Source organism: Elusimicrobium sp. An273 (assembly GCF_002159705.1).
Classification (GTDB): domain Bacteria; phylum Elusimicrobiota; class Elusimicrobia; order Elusimicrobiales; family Elusimicrobiaceae; genus Avelusimicrobium; species Avelusimicrobium gallicola.
In genome coordinates, this window is sequence record NZ_NFJD01000002.1 from 151,177 (window position 1) to 173,090 (window position 21,914).

21 protein-coding genes and 1 tRNA gene are annotated in these 21,914 nt (G+C 52.1%); 15 read left to right on the forward strand and 7 right to left on the reverse strand.

What is annotated here, in order from left to right; genetic code table 11:
* Positions 1 to 28 precede the first annotated feature (28 nt).
* Positions 29 to 1,414, forward strand: coding sequence for a transcription termination/antitermination protein NusA (gene nusA / locus B5F75_RS03435; RefSeq protein WP_087287961.1), 1,386 nt, complete (start codon positions 29 to 31; stop codon positions 1,412 to 1,414).
* A complete protein-coding gene (gene infB / locus B5F75_RS03440; RefSeq protein WP_087287963.1) occupies positions 1,392 to 3,722 on the forward strand; it encodes a translation initiation factor IF-2 in 2,331 nt (776 codons plus the stop codon). The genes nusA and infB overlap by 23 nt, the downstream gene beginning before the upstream one ends.
* Before the next feature lie 560 nt (positions 3,723 to 4,282).
* Here infB and B5F75_RS07465 read toward each other — a convergent pair.
* Positions 4,283 to 4,810: a type IV pilin protein gene (locus B5F75_RS07465; protein WP_087287965.1), complete on the reverse strand. Its 528-nt coding sequence runs from the start codon at positions 4,808 to 4,810 to the stop codon at positions 4,283 to 4,285.
* Positions 4,811 to 4,932: 122 nt separating this feature from the next.
* Between B5F75_RS07465 and rbfA the strand changes: the two genes are divergently transcribed.
* Genes rbfA through ribF form a run of 4 tightly spaced genes read left to right on the forward strand, consistent with a single transcriptional unit; the run spans position 4,933 to position 7,882 of the window.
* Positions 4,933 to 5,292, forward strand: coding sequence for a 30S ribosome-binding factor RbfA (gene rbfA, locus B5F75_RS03450; RefSeq protein ID WP_087287967.1), 360 nt, complete (start codon positions 4,933 to 4,935; stop codon positions 5,290 to 5,292).
* On the forward strand, positions 5,282 to 6,277 hold the full coding sequence (locus B5F75_RS03455; RefSeq protein WP_087287969.1) for a DHH family phosphoesterase: 996 nt from the start codon (positions 5,282 to 5,284) through the stop codon (positions 6,275 to 6,277). The genes rbfA and B5F75_RS03455 overlap by 11 nt, the downstream gene beginning before the upstream one ends.
* Positions 6,252 to 6,971: a tRNA pseudouridine(55) synthase TruB gene (gene truB, locus B5F75_RS03460; protein WP_087287971.1), complete on the forward strand. Its 720-nt coding sequence runs from the start codon at positions 6,252 to 6,254 to the stop codon at positions 6,969 to 6,971. The genes B5F75_RS03455 and truB overlap by 26 nt, the downstream gene beginning before the upstream one ends.
* Positions 6,968 to 7,882, forward strand: a complete 915-nt coding sequence (gene ribF, locus B5F75_RS03465) for a riboflavin biosynthesis protein RibF (RefSeq protein WP_087287973.1) — start codon at positions 6,968 to 6,970, stop codon at positions 7,880 to 7,882. The genes truB and ribF overlap by 4 nt, the downstream gene beginning before the upstream one ends.
* A 43-nt stretch (positions 7,883 to 7,925) precedes the next feature.
* Here ribF and B5F75_RS03470 read toward each other — a convergent pair whose 3' ends face one another.
* From B5F75_RS03470 to B5F75_RS03485, 4 genes are all read right to left on the reverse strand, one after another.
* Entirely contained in the window at positions 7,926 to 8,201 is a 276-nt protein-coding gene (locus B5F75_RS03470) for a hypothetical protein (protein ID WP_087287975.1), read from the reverse strand.
* A 36-nt stretch (positions 8,202 to 8,237) separates the two neighbouring features.
* Positions 8,238 to 9,059, reverse strand: a complete 822-nt coding sequence (locus tag B5F75_RS03475; protein ID WP_143351238.1) for a hypothetical protein — start codon at positions 9,057 to 9,059, stop codon at positions 8,238 to 8,240.
* Between the two features lie 97 nt (positions 9,060 to 9,156).
* A tRNA-Met gene (locus B5F75_RS03480) sits at positions 9,157 to 9,230 on the reverse strand.
* A 74-nt stretch (positions 9,231 to 9,304) separates the two neighbouring features.
* The gene (locus B5F75_RS03485) at positions 9,305 to 9,907 is read right to left on the reverse strand and encodes a tetratricopeptide repeat protein (RefSeq protein ID WP_087287979.1); all 603 of its coding nucleotides are present in this window, start codon (positions 9,905 to 9,907) and stop codon (positions 9,305 to 9,307) included.
* Between the two features lie 267 nt (positions 9,908 to 10,174).
* On the opposite strand from B5F75_RS03485, the gene B5F75_RS03490 reads away from it, so the two are divergent.
* Genes B5F75_RS03490 through B5F75_RS03500 form a run of 3 tightly spaced genes read left to right on the forward strand, consistent with a single transcriptional unit; the run spans position 10,175 to position 12,496 of the window.
* Positions 10,175 to 10,936, forward strand: coding sequence for a glycosyltransferase family 2 protein (locus B5F75_RS03490; protein WP_158093763.1), 762 nt, complete (start codon positions 10,175 to 10,177; stop codon positions 10,934 to 10,936).
* Positions 10,933 to 11,721 carry a polysaccharide deacetylase family protein gene (locus B5F75_RS03495; RefSeq protein WP_158093764.1) on the forward strand — a complete coding sequence of 263 codons (789 nt, stop codon included), beginning with the start codon at positions 10,933 to 10,935 and terminating at the stop codon, positions 11,719 to 11,721. The genes B5F75_RS03490 and B5F75_RS03495 overlap by 4 nt, the downstream gene beginning before the upstream one ends.
* 1 nt (position 11,722) lies before the next feature.
* Positions 11,723 to 12,496 (forward strand): polysaccharide deacetylase family protein, encoded by a 774-nt coding sequence (locus B5F75_RS03500; protein WP_087287984.1) that lies wholly within the window; start codon positions 11,723 to 11,725, stop codon positions 12,494 to 12,496.
* Positions 12,497 to 12,554: 58 nt separating this feature from the next.
* On the opposite strand, the gene lpxK is transcribed toward B5F75_RS03500, so the two are convergent.
* On the reverse strand, positions 12,555 to 13,658 hold the full coding sequence (gene lpxK, locus B5F75_RS03505; protein WP_158093765.1) for a tetraacyldisaccharide 4'-kinase: 1,104 nt from the start codon (positions 13,656 to 13,658) through the stop codon (positions 12,555 to 12,557).
* Between the two features lie 96 nt (positions 13,659 to 13,754).
* Between lpxK and B5F75_RS03510 the strand changes: the two genes are divergently transcribed.
* The 6 genes from B5F75_RS03510 to B5F75_RS03535 all read left to right on the forward strand — a co-directional run bounded on the left by B5F75_RS03510 (position 13,755) and on the right by B5F75_RS03535 (position 19,841).
* Positions 13,755 to 14,699, forward strand: coding sequence for a lysophospholipid acyltransferase family protein (locus tag B5F75_RS03510; RefSeq protein WP_087287988.1), 945 nt, complete (start codon positions 13,755 to 13,757; stop codon positions 14,697 to 14,699).
* Positions 14,696 to 15,262: a D-glycero-alpha-D-manno-heptose-1,7-bisphosphate 7-phosphatase gene (locus B5F75_RS03515; protein WP_087287990.1), complete on the forward strand. Its 567-nt coding sequence runs from the start codon at positions 14,696 to 14,698 to the stop codon at positions 15,260 to 15,262. Before B5F75_RS03510 ends, B5F75_RS03515 begins: the two co-directional genes overlap by 4 nt.
* Positions 15,252 to 16,376 carry a DUF3108 domain-containing protein gene (locus B5F75_RS03520; RefSeq protein ID WP_087287992.1) on the forward strand — a complete coding sequence of 375 codons (1,125 nt, stop codon included), beginning with the start codon at positions 15,252 to 15,254 and terminating at the stop codon, positions 16,374 to 16,376. The genes B5F75_RS03515 and B5F75_RS03520 overlap by 11 nt, the downstream gene beginning before the upstream one ends.
* Positions 16,377 to 16,411: 35 nt before the next feature.
* Positions 16,412 to 17,401, forward strand: coding sequence for a D-glycero-beta-D-manno-heptose-7-phosphate kinase (gene rfaE1, locus B5F75_RS03525; protein WP_087287994.1), 990 nt, complete (start codon positions 16,412 to 16,414; stop codon positions 17,399 to 17,401).
* Positions 17,398 to 18,138, forward strand: a complete 741-nt coding sequence (gene kdsB, locus B5F75_RS03530; protein ID WP_158093766.1) for a 3-deoxy-manno-octulosonate cytidylyltransferase — start codon at positions 17,398 to 17,400, stop codon at positions 18,136 to 18,138. Before rfaE1 ends, kdsB begins: the two co-directional genes overlap by 4 nt.
* 98 nt (positions 18,139 to 18,236) lie before the next feature.
* On the forward strand, positions 18,237 to 19,841 hold the full coding sequence (locus B5F75_RS03535) for a CTP synthase (RefSeq protein WP_087287998.1): 1,605 nt from the start codon (positions 18,237 to 18,239) through the stop codon (positions 19,839 to 19,841).
* A gap of 141 nt (positions 19,842 to 19,982) precedes the next feature.
* On the opposite strand, the gene B5F75_RS03540 is transcribed toward B5F75_RS03535, so the two are convergent.
* The gene (locus B5F75_RS03540) at positions 19,983 to 21,542 is read right to left on the reverse strand and encodes an L-aspartate oxidase (protein WP_087288000.1); all 1,560 of its coding nucleotides are present in this window, start codon (positions 21,540 to 21,542) and stop codon (positions 19,983 to 19,985) included.
* Between the last annotated feature and the right edge of the window lie 372 nt (positions 21,543 to 21,914).

Sequence of the window (21,914 nt, forward strand, 5' to 3'; positions counted from 1 at the left end):
GCCGGGCCATACAAGGAGAATAATAAAAATGGAAGGAACAGCTAAAGATTTAGTATTGGCGTTGGAAGGCCTCGAAAGAGAGAAAAACATCAAACGCGAAGACATTTTAAAAACGATTGAAGACGCCCTCGTTTCCGCCTTGCGCAAAAACTTGGGCAAAACGGCCCAAATCAGCGCCAAGATTGACGTGGAAAAAGGCACCATTCAGGCCTTTCAAACCTTAAACGTAGTGGAACTGGTTACCAACCCGGAAATGGAAATTGACGTGGAAGGCGCCAAAAAATACCTCAAAAACCCCAAAGTGGGCGACGTGGTAACCATTACGCTGGAAGTGGAAGACTTCTCCCGCATTGCCGCGCAGATTGCCAAACAGGTGCTGATTCAGAAAGTACGCGGCATTGAACGCGACAATTTTTATAAAGAATTTAAACCCCGCGAAGGCGAAGTGGTAACGGGTTCCGTGCGCCGCTTTTCCGACCGGGATATCATCGTAGACTTAGGCAAAATTGAAGCCATTTTGCCCTACTGCGAACAAATCAAAAAAGAACGCTATGTAAACGGTTCCCGCGTGAAGGCGGTCATTGCCAAAGTGATGAACCAAAACGACCTGGCCGCCGTAGGAGACGACCCCGTGCTTTCCCGCTATAAATCGGCCGCTTACAAAATGGATAAAGGCCAGCGTGGGCCGTACGTGTTTCTCTCCCGCGCCAACGGCAAATTCTTGGAAGAATTGTTTAAAGTAGAAGTGCCGGAAATCAACGAAGGCATTGTGGAAATTAAAAACATCCAGCGCGACCCCGGCTTCCGCGCCAAAGTGATGGTGTCGAGCATTGACAGCAAAATTGACCCCATCGGCACCTGCGTGGGCATGCGCGGCATCCGCATTCGCGCGGTGATGAACGAACTCTCGGGCGAACGCATTGACCTGATTAACTATTCCGACGATATTTCTACCGTGATTATGAACGCCCTTGCGCCGGCCAAAGCCGACTTCGTAAAGATTGACAGCTTGGCGGAAAAGAAAGCCACCGTCATCGTGCCGGACGACCAACTGGCCATTGCCATCGGCAAAGATTGGCAGAACATTAAACTGGCTTCCAAACTGACGGGCTGGAACTTGGAAGTAAAGAGCGAATCCCAAAAAGCGCAGGAAGGCAAAGAAGCTTCCGACGCCGTACAGGCCGCTTTGGCGGATGTGGAAGGGATTGGCCCCAAAATGGCCGAAGTACTGCAAAAATCCGGTTTTACGAGCGTAGAACAAATTGCCGAAATGGATGTGGAACACTTGTCTACCGTGCAGGGAATCGGCGAAAAAACGGCCGCCAAAATGATTGAAGGTGCCAAGAAGTACCTGGCGGACAAACAAGCCGCTAACGAGCAGGAGGATGTGAATGACAACCAAGAAAACAACTAATAGCGAAGAGGAATCCTCCGCCAAGAAGAAACCCGCGGCCAAAAAAACTGCGGCCAAGACAACGGCTAAAAAAACGACGGCTAAAAAAACCGCCTCTAAAACGACGGCCGCTAAAAAAACGACCGCCAAAAAGACGACGGCCAAAACAACGGCCGCCAAAAAAACAACCGCTAAAAAGACGGTCAAAAAAGTCGCTTCCGCCGAGCAAGAAGCGCCCCAAACGCAACCCGTGCAGGACGTTCAGCCGGCAAAAGAAAGCCCCGTTTCCGCAACGCAGCCCGTTGTGAAACCGGCCCAGCCGCAGGCGGCTCAACCGGCTCCTGCCCAAGCGCCGCAGGCAGTTTCCCAGCCTAAACCGGCTCAGCCGCAGGTGCAGCCCAAACCGGTGCCTCAGCCGGCCCAACCGCAGGTGCAGCCTAAACCGGCATCTCAGCCGGCACAACCTGTTTCCCAGCCCAAACCGGCGCCCACCCACCCGCAAGGCCCGCGCCACGGGCATCACCACGGCGAACAGCAAGCGCCCAAACAGCCGGAAAGAGACCCCAAATGCATCCGCATTGTGGGCCAGCCGACGGTAAAAGAGCTGGCTGAAAAGATGAATTTCAAAACCAATGATTTCATCAAAAAACTGATGATGATGGGCATTTTCGCCACTATTAACCAGCGTCTGGAAAAAGATATGATTGAGCTGATTGTGGACGAATGCGGCTTTAAGGCGGAAATGGCGGAAGAAGATTTGGACAAAGAAACCGTCGCCCTGATGGAAACGCCGGACGATCCCGCTTCTTTAAAACCCAGAAGCCCCGTCATCACGATTATGGGCCATGTAGACCACGGCAAGACCAGCTTGCTGGATGCTATCCGCAAGTCCAACGTAGCGGCCGGCGAAGAAGGGGCCATTACCCAGCACATAGGCGCCTACCGCGTGACCACGCCGCGCGGTACCCTGACGTTCTTGGATACGCCCGGCCACGAAGCGTTTACCGCCATGCGCGCCCGCGGCGCCCAAGCCACGGATATTGTGGTGCTGGTGGTATCGGCTACGGACGGCATTATGCCGCAAACCATAGAAGCAATGGAACACGCCAAAGCGGCGGGAGCTCCTATTATTGTGGCCATCAACAAGATTGATCTTCCCGGCGCCAATCCGGATCGCGTCAAACAAGACTTGGCGGCCCGCGGCCTGGTGCCCGAAGAATGGCAGGGAAATACGATTTTTGTGGAAATTTCCGCCAAGAAACACATCAACATTGATAAACTCTTGGAAATGATTTCCCTCCAGGCGGAAATGATGGAACTCAAAGCCAATCCGGATCGCCCGGGTGTAGGCGTGATTTTGGAAAGCAAACGCGACAATAAACGCGGCGTAGTGGCCACGGTGCTGGTACAGAAAGGCACGATGAAAGTGGGCGACCCGTTTATCGTAGGCACCAACTACGGCCGCATCCGCGCGCTGATTGACGAAAATTCCCAGCGTTACCAAAAAATCGGCCCCAGCACGCCGGCTGAAATTTTGGGCATTAACGGGGAGCCGCCCCAAGTAGGCGATACGCTCTACATTATGCCCAGCGAAAAAGAAGCCCGCTACGCCGCCGAAAAACGCAAACTGGCCCAAAAAGAAGACTCTCAGGCACACCGCAAGCAAATGTCTCTGATGAGCTTGGGCAAGAATGATGAAAACGGCAACCGCGTCAAAAAGCTGCAGCTTATCTTAAAGGCGGACGTGCAAGGCTCTATTGAAGCCATTAAAGACGCCTTGCTGCGCATTCCGTCCGATGAGGTGGAATTGGATATCATCCTTTCCGCGCCGGGCAACATCAACGAGTCGGATATTTTGCTGGCCAAAGCCAGCAATGCCGTAGTGATTGGCTTCCACGTGGACGTGGAAAATAAAGCCCAAGCCGAAGCCGAACGCGAAGGCATTGAAATCCGCCGCTATACGATTATCTTTGAACTCTTGGAAGACATCAAAGCCGCTATGGAAGGCTTATTGGAGCCGGACGTGGTGGAAACGGTCGTAGGGACGGCTACCATCAAAAAAGTGATGAAATTAAGCTCCGGTTTAATTTCGGGCTCTTTGGTGGAAAGCGGCACGATTATCCGCGGCTACGAAGTGCGCATTAAACGCAACGGACAAGAAGTGGGCCACGGCAAAATCGGCGGATTAAAACGCTTCAAAGACGACGTAAAAGAAGTGGAAAAAGGCTATGAATGCGGGATCCTGGTGGAAGGATTCAAAGGCGTTGCCGAAGGCGACACGATTGAATGTTTCCGGAAGGATAACGTGACGAGAAGAATTAAAATGTAATTTAATTCTTCGTCCTAATCATACGAATTGAAACATAAAGCCCCGGGCGTCAGCTTGGGGCTTTTTATGTAGCGCAGATTGTGACGAGCAGAATTAAAATGTAATTTAATTCTGATTCCAACAGCAAGAATTAAAACATAAAGCCCCGGGCGTTAGCTTGGGGCTTTTTATGTAGCGCAGATTGTGACGAGAAGAATTAAAATGTAATTTAATTCTTCGTCCTAATCATACGAATTGAAACATAAAGCCCCGAGCGTCAGCTTGGGGCTTTTTATGTAGCGCAGATTGGGACGAGCAGAATTAAAATGTAATTTAATTCTTCGTCCTAATCATACGAATTGAAACATAAAGCCCCGGGCGTCAGCTTGGGGCTTTTTATGTAGCGCGGGTGCGCAATAGGTGGGCCTTTCTCCCCCTAGCCAAAACAAAACACCCGCATTGCTGGCGCGTATTCATCCGGCTGGAAATTGCCGCGCAACGATTTTCTGTCATTTCCTTTCCGTCCCGGACAAAAAAAATCCGGGGCTTTTACAAGCCCCGGAAAATATCGTTTGCAAGCGTTATTTAATCATACCGCCCGCGTTGCCGTTTGCAATAGATTTGCAAATGGACGAAGCACCGGTGGTTTTATCCGCCGTTAACACAGCAGTCGGCTTTGCCGTTTCGCACCAGCGGCGAATGTTTCCGTTGGCATCAATGGAAGCATTGATGGTGTATTGGGTGTCCGTATTCGTAGAGGCCGTAAACGAAGTGCCGCTTACCGTTCCGCGCTGGGCAACCGCCAAGAAGGTGGTGGAAGTAGCCACCGGAATGGTCAGCTGAAAGTTTTTGGTTAGCGTAGAAGTTTGGGTCGTAGTTCCCGTAACACCCGGCAATTGCAAATCCAAAAGCGACAGGTCATTGGTGTAAGAACCGTTGGCCATTTTGTAGATTTGCTCCGCATTAATCAAGTCCCCTAACAAAGTAACCGCTTCCGTCGTGCGGGCTTTTTCCACCGCTTTGGTGTACTGCGGCAACGCCACCGCGGAAAGAATCCCGATAATCAACACGACTACCAAGAGTTCAATTAACGTAAAACCTTTTTTCATAGTTTATCTCCTTTTTTTGAATGAGCGCAGGAAAAATGCACCTATCAGATATAGTTTAAATATATTTCATTTCTTTTTCAAGTATTTTTTAGCTCGCGAAAGCAAAATGCTATAATAGGAATATGATTGACAGAATTAAACGTTTGGAAACCCTTTTTTTGGAAGAAATTAATACGCTTATTACCAAAATGGCCGCCAACGGCGATTTTGGCGGTTTTGTTACCATTACGGCGGTGCGCCTGTCTAAGGATTTAGCAAACGCCAAGGTGTTTTTCTCGGTGTTTGGCAGCCCCGAAGACAAAAAGAAAACGCAGGAAGCCCTGTCGCTCCTGCGCAAGGAAATCGGCGCCAAATTGCGCGGCCGGCTGCATTTAAAGCGGATTCCCTCTTTTAGTTTCGAATTTGACGATACGCCCGAAAAAGCTTCGCGCGTGGAATCCATTTTCCAAATTTTAGAAAAGGAAAAACAAGATGGAAAATAGAGAAGAAAGCCTGCAACAAATCTGGCAAGCCATCCGCGCCGGAAAACGGTTTTTTATTGCCGGGCACCTCAACCCGGACGGCGATTCTTTAGGCTGCACGCTGACGATGACCTCCCTGCTGGAACGGCTGGGAAAGACGGTCTATGCCTATGCGGCGCCCGCCATTGGAAACGATTTAAAATTTTTGCCGGGGCTTTCTAAAATTCACGTAGGCGTCTTGCCCGAACAGCCCGATTTTGACACCGTCATCCTCTTGGAATGTTCCGACCGCCAGCGCGGCGGCGATTTGGAAAGCGTCTTGGGCAAAGCCAAAACGCTGGTCAATATAGACCACCACTTGGTAAGCGACGCTTATGGAGACGTCAATCATATTGATTCCAAAGCCTCCTCCACGGCGGAAATTATCTTCCAGCTTTTTGAAGCCTCCGGCGAGGCTCACTGCCTGCCTACCCCCGACGAGGCCACCTGCCTCTATACCGGCCTTGTGACGGATACGGGCCGCTTTGTGCACTCCAACACCACGGCCGAGGCGCTGCGGGTGGGTTCTGCTTTGGTGGCGTTGGGCGCCAATGTGGATAAAATCAACCAGGTCATCTATTTCACCAAATCTTACATTGAATTAAAACTGCTGGGCCGGGCGCTTGAAAAAATGGAAATGCGCTTTGACAACAAATACAGCCAAATTATTCTTACCCGGCGCGATTTTGAATCCTTTGGCGCGACGCCCGCCCAAACGCAGGGCATTGTCAGCCAACCGACGATGATTCCCGGGGTGGAAGTATCGGCCCTGATTAAGGAAGAGCCGGACAAAGTATCCGTCAATTTACGCTCGCGCGGCGGGGTGGACGTAAGCAAAATCGCCCAGACGTTCGGCGGCGGCGGGCATGCACGGGCTTCCGGGTTTAAAGTAACCGGCAAAGCCGTCAACGAAGTAGCCGACGAGCTGGCCCAAGTGGTGTATGATGTCGTCAAAGATATCCGCTGAACCGCAAAAGAGCGGGCTGTTGCTGCTTGATAAACCGGCGGACTTTTCTTCGCACGACATAATTGCCATTTCCCGGCGCATTTTAAAAACCAAAAAAATCGGCCACAGCGGCACGCTTGACCCCATGGCCACGGGCCTGTTAATTTTGCTGGTGGGGCGGGAAGCTACCCGCCGGCAGGACGCTTTTTTGAAATTACCCAAGACTTACCAAGCCCGCTTGCAATTAGGTGCGGAAACGGATTCCTGGGATGCGTATGGCGAAGTAACGCGCCAAACGCCCGTCCCCCCGCTTACGCCGGAGCAAGTCCGCCAAGCCGCCCAAGCCCTTACCGGCACCATCCGCCAGCCGATTCCCTTTTTTAGCGCCAAACGCATTGGCGGCAAACATATGTACGATTTGGCCCGGCAGGGCCTGCCGATGGAACGAAGATACAACGACGTAACGGTTCAATGGCAGGACATCCGCCTGCTTGCGCCGGATAAAATTGAATTTACGGTATTTTGTTCCTGCGGCACCTATGTGCGGTCGTTAGGGTATTTGCTTGCCAAGCAGCTGGGCTGTGCGGGGCATTTAACGGCGCTGAGGCGTTTGCAAATCGGCCCTTACTGCGTGCAGGATGCGTTTGACGGCAACCTGCTTAAAAACGCGGATGCGCAAGTATTATACGCGCGGGTAACCCCTATTAGATTATGAGCAAGAAAAATTTTATCACCATTGGCACATTTGACGGCGTTCACATCGGACACCGCTGTTTATTTAACCGGCTGGAAGCCTTATCCGTCCGGCATTTGCAGCGGCCGCTGGCGCTGTATTTCCCGTATCCGCCCAAAACGCTTTTGTCGGCCCATCCCGAAATGACGGTGCTTACCACCCCCTCCGAAAAGAAAGCCCTTCTAAAAACGTTGGTTTCCAACACGCAGGCGCTGGACTTTGCCCAATGCCGCAATATGGAGCCGTTGGATTTTTTTGAAAATATACTCTTGCGTACCTTTCAAATGGGCGGGCTTTTGATCGGGCAGGATTTTGCCTTCGGCAAAGACCGCAGCGGGGACGCGGCCTTTCTGCGGGAAGAATGCACCCGCCGGGGAATTCCGTTTGAAACGCTTCCTTTTTACCAGGTAAACGGGGAGAAAGTATCTTCCTCCTTAATCCGCAAAACCTTGGCTCTGGGCGATATTGAGCGCGTCAACCTGCTTTTAGGCCGGCCGTACGAATTGACCGGCACGGTCGTGACCGGGCACAAGCTGGGCCGGCGGCTGGGCTTCCCGACCGCCAATTTGGATACCGGCATTTATAAAATTCTGCCGCTTGGCGTGTTTGCGGTAAAAGTGCGGGTGGGCCGCCGCTATTACGATGGATTCTGCAACATCGGTTTTCGCCCTACGGTAAACACCATTCATTCCAGCTTGCCGCTGGTGGAAGTAAACATTTTTGATTTTCACCAAAGCATTTACGGCCGTAAAATTACCGTATGGTTCGCCGGAAAACTGCGCGAAGAAACCAAATTTAACGGCTTGGATGCGCTGGTGGCCCAGCTGAAAAAAGACCGCCAAACGGCACGCGCCCTCTTAGCGCAAACGCCGCCGGATATTTTGCAGCGATAAAAAAAGCCCTCCTTTCGGAGGGCTTTTTCAGACTGCAAATTTTTTATTCTTCTTCCGGTTCGTAATAATCGCGCACAAACAGCACGATATACGCCAGCCAAGTGGCCCCGAAAAAAATCAGGAAGCAATACGAAAACCACCACAACTTGTTGAGCGGATTGTAGTCCAACACTATGGAATCCACAAACAGCGTGCACAAGATAACCGCTATATACCCCCACAAAAACACAGTCAGGAGTTTAAGCAGCAGGTCAAACGTGCCGACGATGAAACCCTTTTCGGCATACGGTTTTTTTAAATAGGCCAGTAAAGTTTGCATAAATTTATTTTAATCCCCCTTTTTCCGTTTGTCAAGCTACGGCTGCATGGCCGGGTCGGTAGCGTTATAGCCGAAGGATTGTTCCCCCGCCACCAGGTTATTGTCTAAAAATCCGTTCGGGGCCGCGCCGCCCGCGTTGCCGGACGGCTGGGAAAGCGGATCGTTTTCCAGCGCGTAGGCTTGCTGCAGTTCCCCCTGCGGGGTGCCGGTAGGAACAGCCGGCGTTTGCGGCTGGGCGCCCGGATAGGCGGCCGGCTGCGCCGCGTTTACGCCATAGAGGTTTTCATCATAAGAAGAAACGGGCTGAGTCTCTTGGGCGGGCGTTTTCATAAAGCGGCGGGGCTTTTGGTGGCGCGCCAGCAAGCCGGCTTCATTTTCTTCCGATAACACCGACGGAGCTTCCAACGGCTTTTTTGCCACGGATGCTTGAGGCGCGGCCGCGGGCGTTTTGCCCTGCGGTTTGCGCAGCATGGCCGCTTGGGCCGCATCTTGCTTGGCCAAGCGTTCCAAGGCGGCGCGTTCCTGCTCGCTTAACATTTCGTTTTCAAAAGCAGGGAATTTCTTGGTATCTACAAAATGTTGATTGACGGCGACACCGTCTTTATCAAAATACACGGGCTCGCGGTCTTTGGCGGGTTCTTGCGTTTCCGGCTCCGGGGCCGTATCGGCCACGCCGTAATACACCAGTTCCGGCCCGGCCGGGAGCGGCGGCTCCGGCTCCGGCGTAAGGCAATAGGCCACGCGTTGTTTGGTGGTGGCGTCGGGGTGGCTGTCCACGCGGGTTTCACAGGTGGACGCCGCAAAAGCCGGCAAAGCGGCTGTAAAAAACACAAAAAAGGATGCGAAGGTTTTTTTCATAATAAGCTCCGTAATTTTATCATAGTACATTTTGGCTGTTTTTTCCAGATAAAATAGACAAAAAAATACCCTTCCTGGCGGGAAGGGCATAAAAAAATGTCACCGGGTGGGATCGAACCACCGACCTAGCGCTTATGAAACGCTCGCTCTAACCAGCTGAGCTACGGTGACGTAAATCTTGTATATTTATTATAACAAAAGATTTGCCGGCCGTGCAAATTTTTTATTTCCCCGTCGGGGAAATACTAGTCTATCATGGAATAGACATTCAGCGTAGCCGGCATTTTGCCGGATTTTGCCGCTTCAAAATCCTTTTGGGCCAACTCATGCTGGCCTAATTTTTCATAAGCGGCACCGCGGGCGTTGTACACTTCGGCCGCCGGGCGCAAATTAATGACGGACGTGTAATCCATAATGGCCTCCTGATAGCGCCCCAGCATAAAATATACCCCCGCACGCGAAAAGAAAATTTCCGGCTTATTCGGTTTTAACTGCATGGCCAAATTCAACACGGTTAATGCGTTGTGAAAATCCCCCTTGGCCGCGAGCGTGCTGGCATAGGCGGTATAAGCATCGGCCTGATAAGGGTTGGCTTGCAAGACGCGCAAAAAATCCTGTTCGGCGCGGTCATAATCGCCGGTAAAAAAATACACCGACCCGCGGGAAGCGTAGCCTTCCAAATTATCCGGATTGAGATCCAAGGCCCGGGTATAGGCTTGCAGGGCCTGCTGGGGTTTGCCGTCTTTAAAATAACCGTCTCCGCGCAGCAGATATTCCGAAGAAGTAGGCAATGTGCCGCAGGCCGCCAGCCCTATCGCGGCCAATGCGCCCAAGTATTTTTTAAGCATAAGTTATCCCCCTTATCCAAAAGTCCTAAAAAATTATACAACATTGGGCCTATTTTTTTCTAGGCAAAGGGTTGTCTTTTACATAGGCATTTTTTCTGTTTGCTTTTAGGCCCAATGGCCCTGTTGCAGCCCCGCGGGAAGTGGTATAGTAAAGTTATAGAAATTAATTTCCATTTCATCCAAACCGCTGTAGTCCCAAACCCTGCTACAGCGGTTCCCCTTTTTATACGCTTTGGTTTTTCCCGCGGGAAATGCTACAATAGCCTTATGAAATCTCCCCGAATTACCCTTTTTATTATTGCCCACAACGAGGAGTCCAAAATTGCCAAATGCATTTTAAGTGCAAGAGGGCTCGCCAATGAAGTGGTGGTGGTAAACGGTTTATCCAAGGATAAAACCGCGCTGGTCTGCCGGGAATTGGGCGCCCAGGTGTTTGACCGCGCGTTTGACGGATTTGCCAGCCAGAAGAATTTTGCACTGTCTAAAGTAACGTCGGAATGGGCGCTGAATTTGGATGCGGACGAAACCCTTTCGCCGCAGCTGAAAGAAGAAATCGCCCGCGTGATTCAAACGACCGACTGCGCCGGATTTGAAATCCCGTTCTGCAATTATTTTTTAGGCAAAAAAATGCGCTTTAGCGGTCTGAATAAAGAAAAACACCTGCGCCTCGTCCGCACGCAGCAAGCCCGTTACGTGGGCGGGCTGGTGCATGAAGGGCTGGAAGCAAACGGCAAAATCGGCACGCTGAAACATCCGATTAACCACTATTCCTACGATTCCATTGAAACGTATTTCCGCAAATTTAATAAATATACGTCGCTGGCGGCCAACCAGATGTATCAAAACGGGCGGCGTTTTTCGCTGTTGTTTATGCTGGTTACGATTCCGTTTGAATTTATAAAACGCTACGTGCTTAAACTGGGCGTGTTGGACGGCATGCGCGGCTTGTTGTGGGCGTCGTTTTCCACCTTTTACGTATGGGTGAAATACGCCAAGCTGTGGCAAATTCAGGAGCAAAACGAAAAATGACCTTCTGCTGGATTGCATTACTTGTGTTGGTAATTTATCTTTTCTGGCGCTTTCCAAACCTGCGCAAAACGTGGTATCTGCCCAAGCGCAAAGGCTTTGTGGCTTTTATGTATCACCACGTGGGTGTTTTGCAAGACCCGCAGGCCGAACAATATCCCTTCACCATGCGTCCCGATATGCTGGAGCGGCAGATTTTGTTTTTAAAAGCAAACGGCTACACGCCCCTTTCGCTGGAAGACTTGCAAAACGCCACCCGCGCGGGCAAATCGTCCGTTTCTAAACCGGTGATGCTGACCTTTGACGACGGCTACCGCGACAATTACGAAAATTTGTTTCCCCTGCTTAAAAAATACAATCTCCCGGCTTTGATTTTTTTGATTACCGACCGGATCGGCTCCCCCGAGTACCTGACGTGGGAACAAATCTATGAAATGCAGCAAAGCGGGCTGGTGTCTTTTGGCTCCCATTCCTGCTCGCACCGCAGGCTGCGCAGTTTATCCGACGAAGAAATCGTGCAGGAGTTGACCTGCAGCAAACAAATTTTAGAAGAAAAACTGGGCCGCGAAATAACGGCGTTCTGCTATCCCTACGGCGCCGGCGGGTTTGACAAACGCGTCCGCCCGCAAGTGTTCAAAGCCGGCTACCTTTTTGATTTCAGCACCAAAAAAGGCATCAATCCGTGGCCTTGGAAAGGAAAATCCACCCTGCGCCGGGCCTTTCCGCGCGGCGGAGAAACCATGTTTGATTATTATCTCCAGCTGACCCGCGGGCAAAGCAAACTTTAATATGATTTACGGACTTTATACCGCGGCCGGATTATTGGCCGCGCTTTGCATTTACTTTTTGTTGCGGCGCCGGCCGCACGCCTTGTTTGTGCTGGCGTACGAAAAAGCAGGCGCGGCGCCTAAGCACTCCTCTTTAAAAGGCGAATGGATTTCTCCCCAAGTCTTTGGCCGGCACTTAAACTGGCTTTCCAAACACGGGTTTACCGTCATTTCTTTGCAAACGCTTTCATCCGCGCGGCGCCTGCCCGCAAAGCCCGTTGTATTGGCGTTTTTGGGCGGGTATCAGTCCTTTTTTACGCAGATTTTCCCCATGCTTAAGCAGGCCAATACGCCGGTCGCGGTATTTTTGCCCCCCGCGCTGGCGGACGCGTATAATGCCTGGCAAGACCCGCACCGCGAGCCGTGGCAAAACCTGCTGACGGAAAACCAAATAAAAGAAATGCAAAAAAGCGGACTGATCGATTTTGGCGCGCTGTGCGAAAACGGGGAAGACCTGACCCTTCTCCCCCTGCAGCAGGCGGCAGGTTTACTGCAGGAAAGTGCGGCCGTGATGCAAATCCGCCTTAAGCTAAAGCCGAAAGGATTTGCGTTTTGGCCGGCGGCCCGTTTTACGCTTAAAAAAGCTTCCCGCCTCCTGCCGGAAGGTTTTGGCGGGCTGGTTCTTACCCCGCTAGAGGGCCCCAACAAGCGCACCGGGAAAAAATTATTTTTAAAAGTTCTGTTTCCCGCCCGCCGCCCGCTTGCCGTACGCTGGGCCTTGTGGAAACGGCGCTAGACTTTGCTGACGATAAAAAAACCCGGCCTGAAAGCCGGGTTTTTTGACGGGCGAAAGTTCAGCGGTTTTTGATTTTGGAAAATTTCGGATACAGCACGTCCGTAAATTTATCAAATTCCTTTTCCCCGCCGCGAATTTTTAAATTGACCGACAGCACATACACGTTCTTCGTCAAAATATCGCGCCAGTTGTCGGGGAATTTCACAAAATCCTTAAACGTCGTAATCAGCGGCAAATCCCCGCGGGTTTCTTCAAACGTGCGCAGGTTTTCTTCCGTATAGAACTGATGATCCGGGAAACGCCATTTTTGTTTCAGTTCCAATCCCAAATTTTCCAGCGTTTTTTCAAACGTTTCCGGATGCCCCAGCGCACAAAAACACGCCGCCGGGCCTTGGATGTCTTTCAGTTCCACTTTTTTGGTGTTGCAAATATCAAAATAGTATTCCGGCTTGTGTACGCTTTCCAAAATTTCCACCGTGTCGTTCTGCAGGCGGATTTGGTCGCGGATGTCTTCCAGCTGGCGGTCGGACACTTGGTCACAATGCGTCAGCACGATTAAGGACGCGCGTTTTAAGGCCGAAAGCGGCTCTCGCAAAATGCCGTATGGAAGCAGGTGATAATTGCCAAAGGGGTTTTTGGCGTCTATTAAAATAATGTTGGCGTCGCGGCGCAGACGGTGGTGCTGGAAGCCGTCGTCCAACAAAATAATCTGGCTTTTAAAGCGCCGCAAGGCTTCTTTGGCGGCCTCGGCGCGGTTGGGGCAGATGACGATAGGCACTTTGTATTGGCTCAGCACGCGGCTCATCATAAAAGGCTCATCGCCGGCCAAGCGCCAATCGGCGTCCGGGTTATCAAAAAGCACCACGGGCTCGTTGCTTTTTTGCTGGCGTTTGTACCCGCGCGACACAATCGCTACGCGGATGCCTTCCTGCGCCAAAGTGGTAGCCGCCAGCAGCACCGCCGTCGTTTTGCCGGTGCCGCCCGCCGTAATGTTGCCGATGCACACCACCCGGGAATTTACGCTTTGGGCCGTTTTCCAGCCGTTTTCGTAAGAAGCGCGGTCTAACCACGCGCCCAAGCCGTAAAGTTTAGAGGCAACCAGTAACACCCCGCGCCCCAAAGCGTTTTGCTGTAAATTTTCTTTTAACTCTAATAAATCCATACATTCCTCAAAAATCGGTTTTAGATATTTTAGCATTTCCAAAGCGTTTTCAAAACCAAACGGGTTTCCAGCGAAAACTTGCTATAATGGGTATATATGGAAAAAGCCCGTTTTAAAAAGACTCCGTTTCATTTTATGCAATATGCGGCGCTCAAAACGTTTTGCGCGCTGTTTGGGCTGCTGCCCTATAAAACCGCCGTTTGGCTGGGGCGAAAAGCCACCGGCGCGGTGCGTTTTGTGATGAAAAAGCGCTTTGAACGCTCCGTCTACGATATCCGCCGGGCTTTCCCGCAGATGACCCCCGCCGAGGCCCGGGCCGTAGCCTTGGAGTCCTGGCGCAACATGGGCGGCATTTTGGCGGAATTTATAAAGCTTACCCGCATGACGCCCGAAGAATTTAAAAAGCACTGCCGCATTATCGGAGCGGAAAAAATGCTCAACGCCCAAGGACACACGGGCGGCATTATTCACATCGGGCATTTTACCAACTGGGAAGCGTTCGGCCTGGCGGGCGCCATTTACGGGGTGGACAAAGCCGTACTGGCCCAGCGGGTGGACAACCCGTATGTGGACGAAGAAACAAACCGCCTGCGCAATATCTTCACAGGGCGCACGTTTTACAGCAATAATGAAGACAAACCCTTTTTTGCCTGCATGCGCTGGCTGAAAAAGAAAAAAATGCTGGGCATTTTAATTGACCAAAACGCCGGCTCCAGCGAAGTGTGGATTCCTTTTATGGGGCGCATAGCGGCCTTCTCGCCGATTACGGCCCTGCTGGCGATCAAAATGCAGGTGCCGGTGTTCCCGGTGCGGGTCTGGAGAGAAAAAGACGGCACCATCGTTTCGGAAGTGATGGATCCGGTGCTTCCGCCCAAAGAATACAGTATGGAAAACGCCCGCCAATTTACCAAAACCCTGGTCGGCTATTACGAAGATTGGCTGCGCGCCAATCCGGGCTCGTGGCTGTGGGCCCATAACCGCTGGAAACGGGAAGCCGAAGGCGAGGCCTACCTGAAAAACCACCCGGAGGAACGGGTATGAAGGAGCGGATAAAAGCCGTTTTCCTAGACCGGGACGGCACCGTCATCCACGAAAAACCGGGCACTTATTTAAGCGACCCAGCCAAAGTAAAACTCTACCAAAGCGCGCCGGCCGCTTTTAAACTGCTCAAACAATGCGGATTTAAATTTTTTATTGTTTCCAACCAATCCGGCATCGGCCGCGGCTATTTTACCGAAAAAGAAGTCAACGCCGTACACGCCCGGATGTTAAAACTGCTTCGCCCGGCCGTAATAGAAGAAATTGCCTTCTGCCCGCACGCCCCGGAGCAAAACTGCAGCTGCCGCAAGCCGAAACCGGCTTTAGGGCTGCGCCTGATTAAAAAATATCATATTGACCCCGCCCAATCGTATATGATTGGCGACAAGAAAGCCGATGTGGAATTCGGCCACGCGCTGGGGTTTAAATCCGTCCTGGTTACTACGGCAAACGGCAAAAACCACTTGCAAAAATACCCGGATTTAAAGCCCGAAAAAGTGGCTTCCAACCTGCTTAACGCCGCACGCTTTATCGCCAAAGACAGCGGAGCCGCCCATGAAGCATAAGGTTACCTGCTTGCTGGCGGCCCTGTTGCTGGCGGCCTGCACCGCCCAGCGCCAAACGGTTGCGGAGCCTGATTCGCCCGCTCCCGTTTTCGCGGCGGCACCCGTAAGCGCCCCAGCTGAGGCGGCCCCGGCCGAGGCTGCCGCCCCGGCTGAAAAACCCGCTGCAAAACCGTCTATTCCCGTAAATCCGGCCGTTAAAACCGAGCCCCAAACGCAGGCCCCGGCGCCTGCCGCCGCACCCGCGCCTTCCTCCCCCCAGCAAGAGGAGCCTTCTCCTACGCCGCAAGCCCTGATTCGGCAGGCGCGCCAAGCCCAAACGCTTTCCGCCCCGCCGCAGGATACCCCCGCTTTTGAAGACGAAGACCTGATTTCCCTAGAAGGCCGCCGCTTAAGCCCGCTGGCCTATTCGCCCCTGCGCCCCGACACTACGCAAGCCCCCTGGAGCGCGGAAGAACTTAAATACGGCGTCTATTATACGTTTATCCGCGCCGGAACGGCCTACATCAAAAACCGCGGGCTGACCACCGTCAACGGGCGGGACGCCTACCTGCTGCAAACCACGGCGTTTTCGGCCTCGGTCATAGACGCGTTTTTTAAGGTAAGGGACGTAAATTATTCGTGGCTGGACACCGAAAATTTTTATTCGCTGGGCTACCTGCAAAGCGTGCGCGAAGGCAGCTATAAGCGCGACGAATGGCTGACTTTTGATTACCCCCGCCAATTGTTTTACGGCGAAGTGCAAAAAAAAGAAGATCCCCGCGTCATCTCGGGAGGGCTGTCCATGCGGGTGTTGGATATGCTTTCTTCGCTGTATTTTGTGCGGGCGCAAAAACTGGAGCCGGGCAAAGACATCGTGTTTGACATCATCAACCGCGAAAAGCAATATCCCTTGGTGGTAAAAGTGCTGGGAAAAGAAACCGTCAAAACCGATGCCGGAGAATTTGACTGTATTGTGGTGGAACCTCAGTTTAGAGGCGAGGGCATTTTTGTAAGCAAAGGCAAGAGCCTAAAAGTATGGCTGACGGACGACGCCTACAAAATGCCCGTTAAAATGAAGGCGGAAGTATTCATCGGCAGCGTATCGGCCGAGCTACTGGAATACAAACGCAATTAAATATATAATGGTGTAATAATACAGCAGGAGAAGCTATGCATACGATACCGACCAAACGCTTAAAAGAAATTTTAAAAGATTTTGAAGGACAGGAAATTATCGTCGTAGGCGATATTATGCTGGATCATTTTATCAAAGGCACGGTCAGCCGCATTTCGCCGGAAGCGCCGGTGCCGGTGGTGGACGTAAAGAAAGAATTTTTTGTAGCCGGCGGTGCGGGCAATGTGGCGGTAAACTTGGCCGCATTGGGTGCGCGCCCGGTGATGATTTCCGTCGTGGGGCAGGATTTGGGCGGCGAAATGCTCAAAGGATTTCTGCGGGAGAAAAACGTCAATATCTACGGCGTGGCCGAAGACCCCGACCGCCCGACCACCCAAAAAATCCGCGTGATGGCCGAGCAGCAGCAGATCGTCCGTTTTGACCGCGAAAGCAAAAAAACCATTTCCCCCTCGGTTTCCTCTTTGTGCATGAAAAGCTTTGAACTGGCGGTAAAAACCGCCAAAGGCGTCATTTTGTCCGACTACGGCAAAGGAATGCTAAGCGACCACAACATCCAAACCATCATCGAAACCTGCCGCAAGCACAAAATTCCCGTCTGCGTAGACCCGAAAATTGACAACTTTAAAAAATACAAAAACATTACCTGCATGACCCCCAACACCAAAGAAGCCTGGGAAGGCATGGGCGAAGCCCCCAAACCCGGCGAAGAAGCCATTGAAACGTTGGGCAACAAAATTTTAAAAATGTTAAATGCCGACTCTATTTTAATCACGCGCGGCGCTGACGGCATGAGCCTGTTTGAAAAAGGCAAAACAAAACCCGTTACCGTCCGGGCCACCGCACGCGAAGTGTACGACGTTACCGGCGCGGGCGATACGGTGATCTCCGTACTCACGCTTGCGCTTTCCACGGGCGCCACCCTGCAGGAATCGGCGGTGCTTTCCAACTATGCCGCCGGGATTGTAGTAGAAAAATCCGGCACGGCCACCGCCACCCGCGAAGAAATTGAAGGAGTATTGCCGTGAGTGATATTTTAATTGCCATCCCTGCGCGCTACGGTTCGTCGCGCCTGCCGGGAAAAATTTTGAAAGATTTGAACGGAAAACCCGTCATCCAACACGTCTATGAAGCGTGCAAACGCACCGGACTGGGAGACGTGGTAATCGCCACCGAGTCCCCTTTGGTGGTGGAGGCTGTTGCCAAATTCGGCGCCACCGCCGTACTGACCAGCGAATCCTGCCAGAGCGGCACCGACCGCATTTTTGAAGCGGCGCAAAACCGCCCGGAAAAATTTATTATTAACGTCCAGGGCGACGAGCCGTTTATCAGCACGGAAACGGTCAGTGCCGTAGCGGAACTGCTGCGAAGCGATCCGTCGTGCGATATTTCTACGGCCGTCTTTGCTACGTTAGACGACGCCAAAATTGACAATCCCAACTGCGTCAAAGCCGTTATCGCCAAAGACGGGCGCGCCCTCTATTTTTCGCGCTCGCGCGTACCGTACAAACGGGAGCTGACGGAAGAAAACAAAAAAGCCCCCTATTGGCAGCACTGCGGCATTTACGGCTACCGCCGCGAAGCGCTGGAACGGTTTGTACAGCTGCCGCCCAGCCCGCTGGAACAGTTGGAACGGCTGGAGCAGCTGCGCGCGCTGGAGGACGGGATGACCATCAAATGCGTGGAAACCCACCCCACCGGCCCCGCCATTGACACCGCGGCCGACTTGGAAGCCGCCGAAAAGTATTCGAAAGAACATCAATAGCGAAGAACTCCCGCTGCGGCGGGAGTTCCTCTTTTTGGCACGCCGCCAAACGGAATGTGCGGCAGAGAAGATTTTATTTTTATTTACAGGAGTCATTTATGTCTAAATTCATTATCATCACGGGCGGCGTGGTCAGTTCGCTTGGCAAGGGCATTTCCGGCGCCAGCATCGGCAAACTGCTGCAGCTTAACGGCCTGCGCGTCAATATGATTAAGTGCGACCCGTACATCAACGTAGACCCCGGCACCATGAGCCCCTACCAGCACGGCGAAGTGTTTGTGACCGCAGACGGCGCCGAAGCCGATTTGGATTTAGGCCACTATGAACGCTTCTTGGACGTTACCATGACCCGCGCCAATACCAACACCGCCGGCAGCATTTATCAAACCGTCATTGATAAGGAACGCCGCGGCGAATACTTGGGCGCCACGGTGCAGGTCATTCCGCACATTACCAACGAAATCAAAAAACGCTTTACCGCGTTTGAAAACGATACGGACGTGTCTATCATTGAAATCGGCGGTACGGTGGGCGATATTGAATCCCTCCCGTTTTTGGAAGCGGCCCGCCAGCTGCGGCTGGAAAAAGGCCCGCAAAACGTCATTTGCGTGCACGTAACGCTGATTCCGTACATTGCCGTAGCGCAAGAGCTCAAAACCAAGCCCACCCAACACTCCGTCAACAAACTGCGCGAAGTGGGCATTGAACCCAGCATGCTTATTTGCCGCACGGAAAAACCGCTGAACCAGCATTTAAAAGAAAAACTTTCCCTCTTTTGCAGCGTGCCGGCCAAAGCCGTTATTGAATGCGCCGACGCCAAATCCATTTACCACGTGCCGGAAATGTTCTATAAACAGGAAGTGGACAAGCAAATCATTTCCATGCTGGGCTTAAAACCCACCCAGGAAGTGGATCCCAAATGGTTTGATTTCTTTAACAAAGCGCTCAAGCCTTCCAAAACCGTCAAAATTGCCATCGCCGGCAAATATGCCGAATTTCAGGAGGCTTATAAATCCGTGCACGAAGCGCTGAAACATGCCGGAATGAATAACGACGCCAAGGTGGAAGTCGTCTATATAAACACGGAAAAAGACACCGTGGAAGACAAGCTAAAAGACGTGGATGGCATTTTAATCCCCGGCGGATTTGGCGGCCGCGGAATTGAAGGGAAAATTGCCACCGTTAAATACGCGCGCGAGAAAAAAGTGCCTTTTCTGGGCATTTGCCTGGGGATGCAATGTACGGTGATTGAAGCGGCGCGCAACCTCTGCGGGTTGCACGACGCCAATTCCACCGAGTTTGACCCCACCACCAAAGACCCGGTGGTGGATTTAACCCCCCAGCAAAAAAACGTGGTCTACAAAGGCGGCACGATGCGCTTGGGCAACTATACGGCGGACTTGAAAGAAGGCTCGCTGGCGCGGCGGTTATACGGCAAAGACCAAATTGTGGAACGCCACCGCCACCGCTACGAATTCAACCCGGCCTACGTAAAATTACTGTCGGAAGCGGGGCTGAAAGTGTCCGGCTGGCACGAAGGAGTACTGCCCGAAATTGTGGAACGGGAAGATCATCCTTTCTTTATCGCCGGCCAATTCCACCCGGAATTTGGTTCCCGCCCGTTGCGCCCGCATCCGCTGTTTGACGGGCTGATTAAGGCCAGTTTAAAACAAAAAGAAAGCAAAAAAGCTCACCATAAATAAAAACATCCCCCGAAGAAATTCGGGGGATATTTTTTAGTACCTTTTCTCTTTCCGCTTGGCTTGCTGTCCAAACCACTTATAGAAAAATAAAAAAACGCCGGAGCATACCCTCCGGCGTTTTTGAAACGATTTGACTGCGCGTTATGCGTCTTTCTTTTCGTCGGACAAGTAATGGCAGCCCACCGAATGGCGGTTTTTCAAGGCGGCGTAAGTAATTAACAGCGCCGTCTGGGTACCGTTGCGCAAGTCCAAGAGTTCCTGGCACAACGCCGTGCCTTTGTAGAACGCATCAATTTCGTTATGCAAGTGGCGCAGGATTTTTTCCGCGCGGCCCAAATGCTTGCGGCTGCGGATTAAGCCCACATAGTTCCACATCGTACTGCGCAGGGTGGCCAGATCCTGTTTTACCAGGTTTAAATCGGGCTTTTCTTCCGGCACGACCCACGGCTTGGGATCGGGAATGTGAAACGACCCCGAGGCGATATCCTTCGCATCCGCCTCGGCACACAAATACCCCATGGCCACCGCTTCCAACAGCGACGTGCTGGCCAAGCGGTTGGCTCCGTGGTAGCCGGTGCACGCCGTTTCGCCGATGGCGTTTAAATTGGCGATGTTGGTGCGCCCCTGCGGGGTGGCATACACGCCGCCGCAGAAATAATGCGCCGCCGGCACCACCGGCACGGGCACCTTGGTCATATCAAAGCCTTCTTCCAAACATTTTTTGTAAATAGCGGGAAAGCGCTCTTTGGTTTCTTCTGCCGGGTTGGCGGTGGTATCCAAATACACGCAGTCGTGGGATGTTTTCAGCCGTTCTTCTTCAATGGCGCGGGCCACGATATCCCGCGGGGCCAAATCTTTAAGCGGGTGATATTTGGGCATAAAGGCTTCACCATTGCAATTGCGCAAAATGGCGCCTTCTCCGCGCAGGGCTTCGGAAAGCAAAAAGCTTTTCCCTTTGGCAAACACCGTGGGGTGAAACTGCACAAATTCCATATTCATCACGCGCGCCCCCACCCGGTACGCCATCGCCACGCCGTGGCCGTAGGCGTGCGCCGCGTTGGTGGTATGGCGGTACACCTGCCCCACGCCGCCGGTGGCCAGCACCGTTTTCTTAGCCGTTACGGCAAAGACTTCACCCGTTTTATTATCCAGCACATAGGCGCCAAATACCGTCAGCGGGTAGTAGCGGTCCATCGGGTCGGGCGAACTGTGGGAAAGGGTCAGCAAATCAATGGCCGAGGCATATTCCCGCACGGTAACCAGCGGGTTTTTGCGAACGGCCTGCTGAATGGCCGCCAGCATGGCGTGCCCGGTGGTATCCTTGGAATAAATAATGCGGTTTTTGCGGTGGGCGCCTTCACGCGTAAAGCGCAGTTGATGTTGGGCGTCCCGGTCAAAATTGACGGACAAATCCGTCAGAAAAACTTCTTGGACGGCTTTGCACCCGGCGGCGGAAAGTTCCTTGACCGCTTTTTCGTTGCACATGCCGGCCGTGGCCATTTTTACATCGGCCAACAAATCGTCCATATTCAAGTTGGGCTCGTAAACAATCCCCCCTTGGGCCAAATCGCTGTTGGCTTCGGGCATATCTCCGCAGCACAAGAGCATGGTTTTAAGGCCTTTTTTGGCGGCTTGGTGGGCGTACACGCAGCCCGCAATGCCGCCGCCTATTACTAAACAATCGGTGTGAAGTACTTTCATAATATTTATATTATATAAAAAGGCGTTGGGGGCTGAGGAGCCAAAAAAGCAAAAAAATTATTGCATATTCTTTTTATTTTTGTTATTATATATATCCTTAATTTACAACGTTACTAAAAATTTGTATAATATTTTAAGAAAGATAAGAAGTTCTCTCCTTATCGGACTTTAAACAGGAGAATAAAAAAATGATGAAGTTACTTGAAAAAATGGCTGAAGCTCTGACGAAAGTCGGTGAAAATGTCAGCGGCGCCCATTATATGATCAGCAAAAAATAAGGGCGTCTAGAAGCACACAATTAGCAGTTTGAAGCCGGCCAGTTGTTTCGCCGGCGGACAGGGGAAGAAAACTCTTCCGCCTGTCCAAAACGGC

Bases quoted from the DNA above. Each gene is read 5' to 3' on its own strand.
- nusA (WP_087287961.1), top strand. From the start codon at position 29: ATGGAAGGAACAGCTAAAGATTTAGTATTGGCGTTGGAAGGCCTCGAA.
- infB (WP_087287963.1), top strand. From the start codon at position 1,392: ATGACAACCAAGAAAACAACTAATAGCGAAGAGGAATCCTCCGCCAAG.
- B5F75_RS07465 (WP_087287965.1), bottom strand. From the start codon at position 4,810: ATGAAAAAAGGTTTTACGTTAATTGAACTCTTGGTAGTCGTGTTGATT.
- rbfA (WP_087287967.1), top strand. From the start codon at position 4,933: ATGATTGACAGAATTAAACGTTTGGAAACCCTTTTTTTGGAAGAAATT.
- B5F75_RS03455 (WP_087287969.1), top strand. From the start codon at position 5,282: ATGGAAAATAGAGAAGAAAGCCTGCAACAAATCTGGCAAGCCATCCGC.
- truB (WP_087287971.1), top strand. From the start codon at position 6,252: ATGATGTCGTCAAAGATATCCGCTGAACCGCAAAAGAGCGGGCTGTTG.
- ribF (WP_087287973.1), top strand. From the start codon at position 6,968: ATGAGCAAGAAAAATTTTATCACCATTGGCACATTTGACGGCGTTCAC.
- B5F75_RS03470 (WP_087287975.1), bottom strand. From the start codon at position 8,201: ATGCAAACTTTACTGGCCTATTTAAAAAAACCGTATGCCGAAAAGGGT.
- B5F75_RS03475 (WP_143351238.1), bottom strand. From the start codon at position 9,059: ATGAAAAAAACCTTCGCATCCTTTTTTGTGTTTTTTACAGCCGCTTTG.
- B5F75_RS03485 (WP_087287979.1), bottom strand. From the start codon at position 9,907: ATGCTTAAAAAATACTTGGGCGCATTGGCCGCGATAGGGCTGGCGGCC.
- B5F75_RS03490 (WP_158093763.1), top strand. From the start codon at position 10,175: ATGAAATCTCCCCGAATTACCCTTTTTATTATTGCCCACAACGAGGAG.
- B5F75_RS03495 (WP_158093764.1), top strand. From the start codon at position 10,933: ATGACCTTCTGCTGGATTGCATTACTTGTGTTGGTAATTTATCTTTTC.
- B5F75_RS03500 (WP_087287984.1), top strand. From the start codon at position 11,723: ATGATTTACGGACTTTATACCGCGGCCGGATTATTGGCCGCGCTTTGC.
- lpxK (WP_158093765.1), bottom strand. From the start codon at position 13,658: ATGGATTTATTAGAGTTAAAAGAAAATTTACAGCAAAACGCTTTGGGG.
- B5F75_RS03510 (WP_087287988.1), top strand. From the start codon at position 13,755: ATGGAAAAAGCCCGTTTTAAAAAGACTCCGTTTCATTTTATGCAATAT.
- B5F75_RS03515 (WP_087287990.1), top strand. From the start codon at position 14,696: ATGAAGGAGCGGATAAAAGCCGTTTTCCTAGACCGGGACGGCACCGTC.
- B5F75_RS03520 (WP_087287992.1), top strand. From the start codon at position 15,252: ATGAAGCATAAGGTTACCTGCTTGCTGGCGGCCCTGTTGCTGGCGGCC.
- rfaE1 (WP_087287994.1), top strand. From the start codon at position 16,412: ATGCATACGATACCGACCAAACGCTTAAAAGAAATTTTAAAAGATTTT.
- B5F75_RS03535 (WP_087287998.1), top strand. From the start codon at position 18,237: ATGTCTAAATTCATTATCATCACGGGCGGCGTGGTCAGTTCGCTTGGC.
- B5F75_RS03540 (WP_087288000.1), bottom strand. From the start codon at position 21,542: ATGAAAGTACTTCACACCGATTGTTTAGTAATAGGCGGCGGCATTGCG.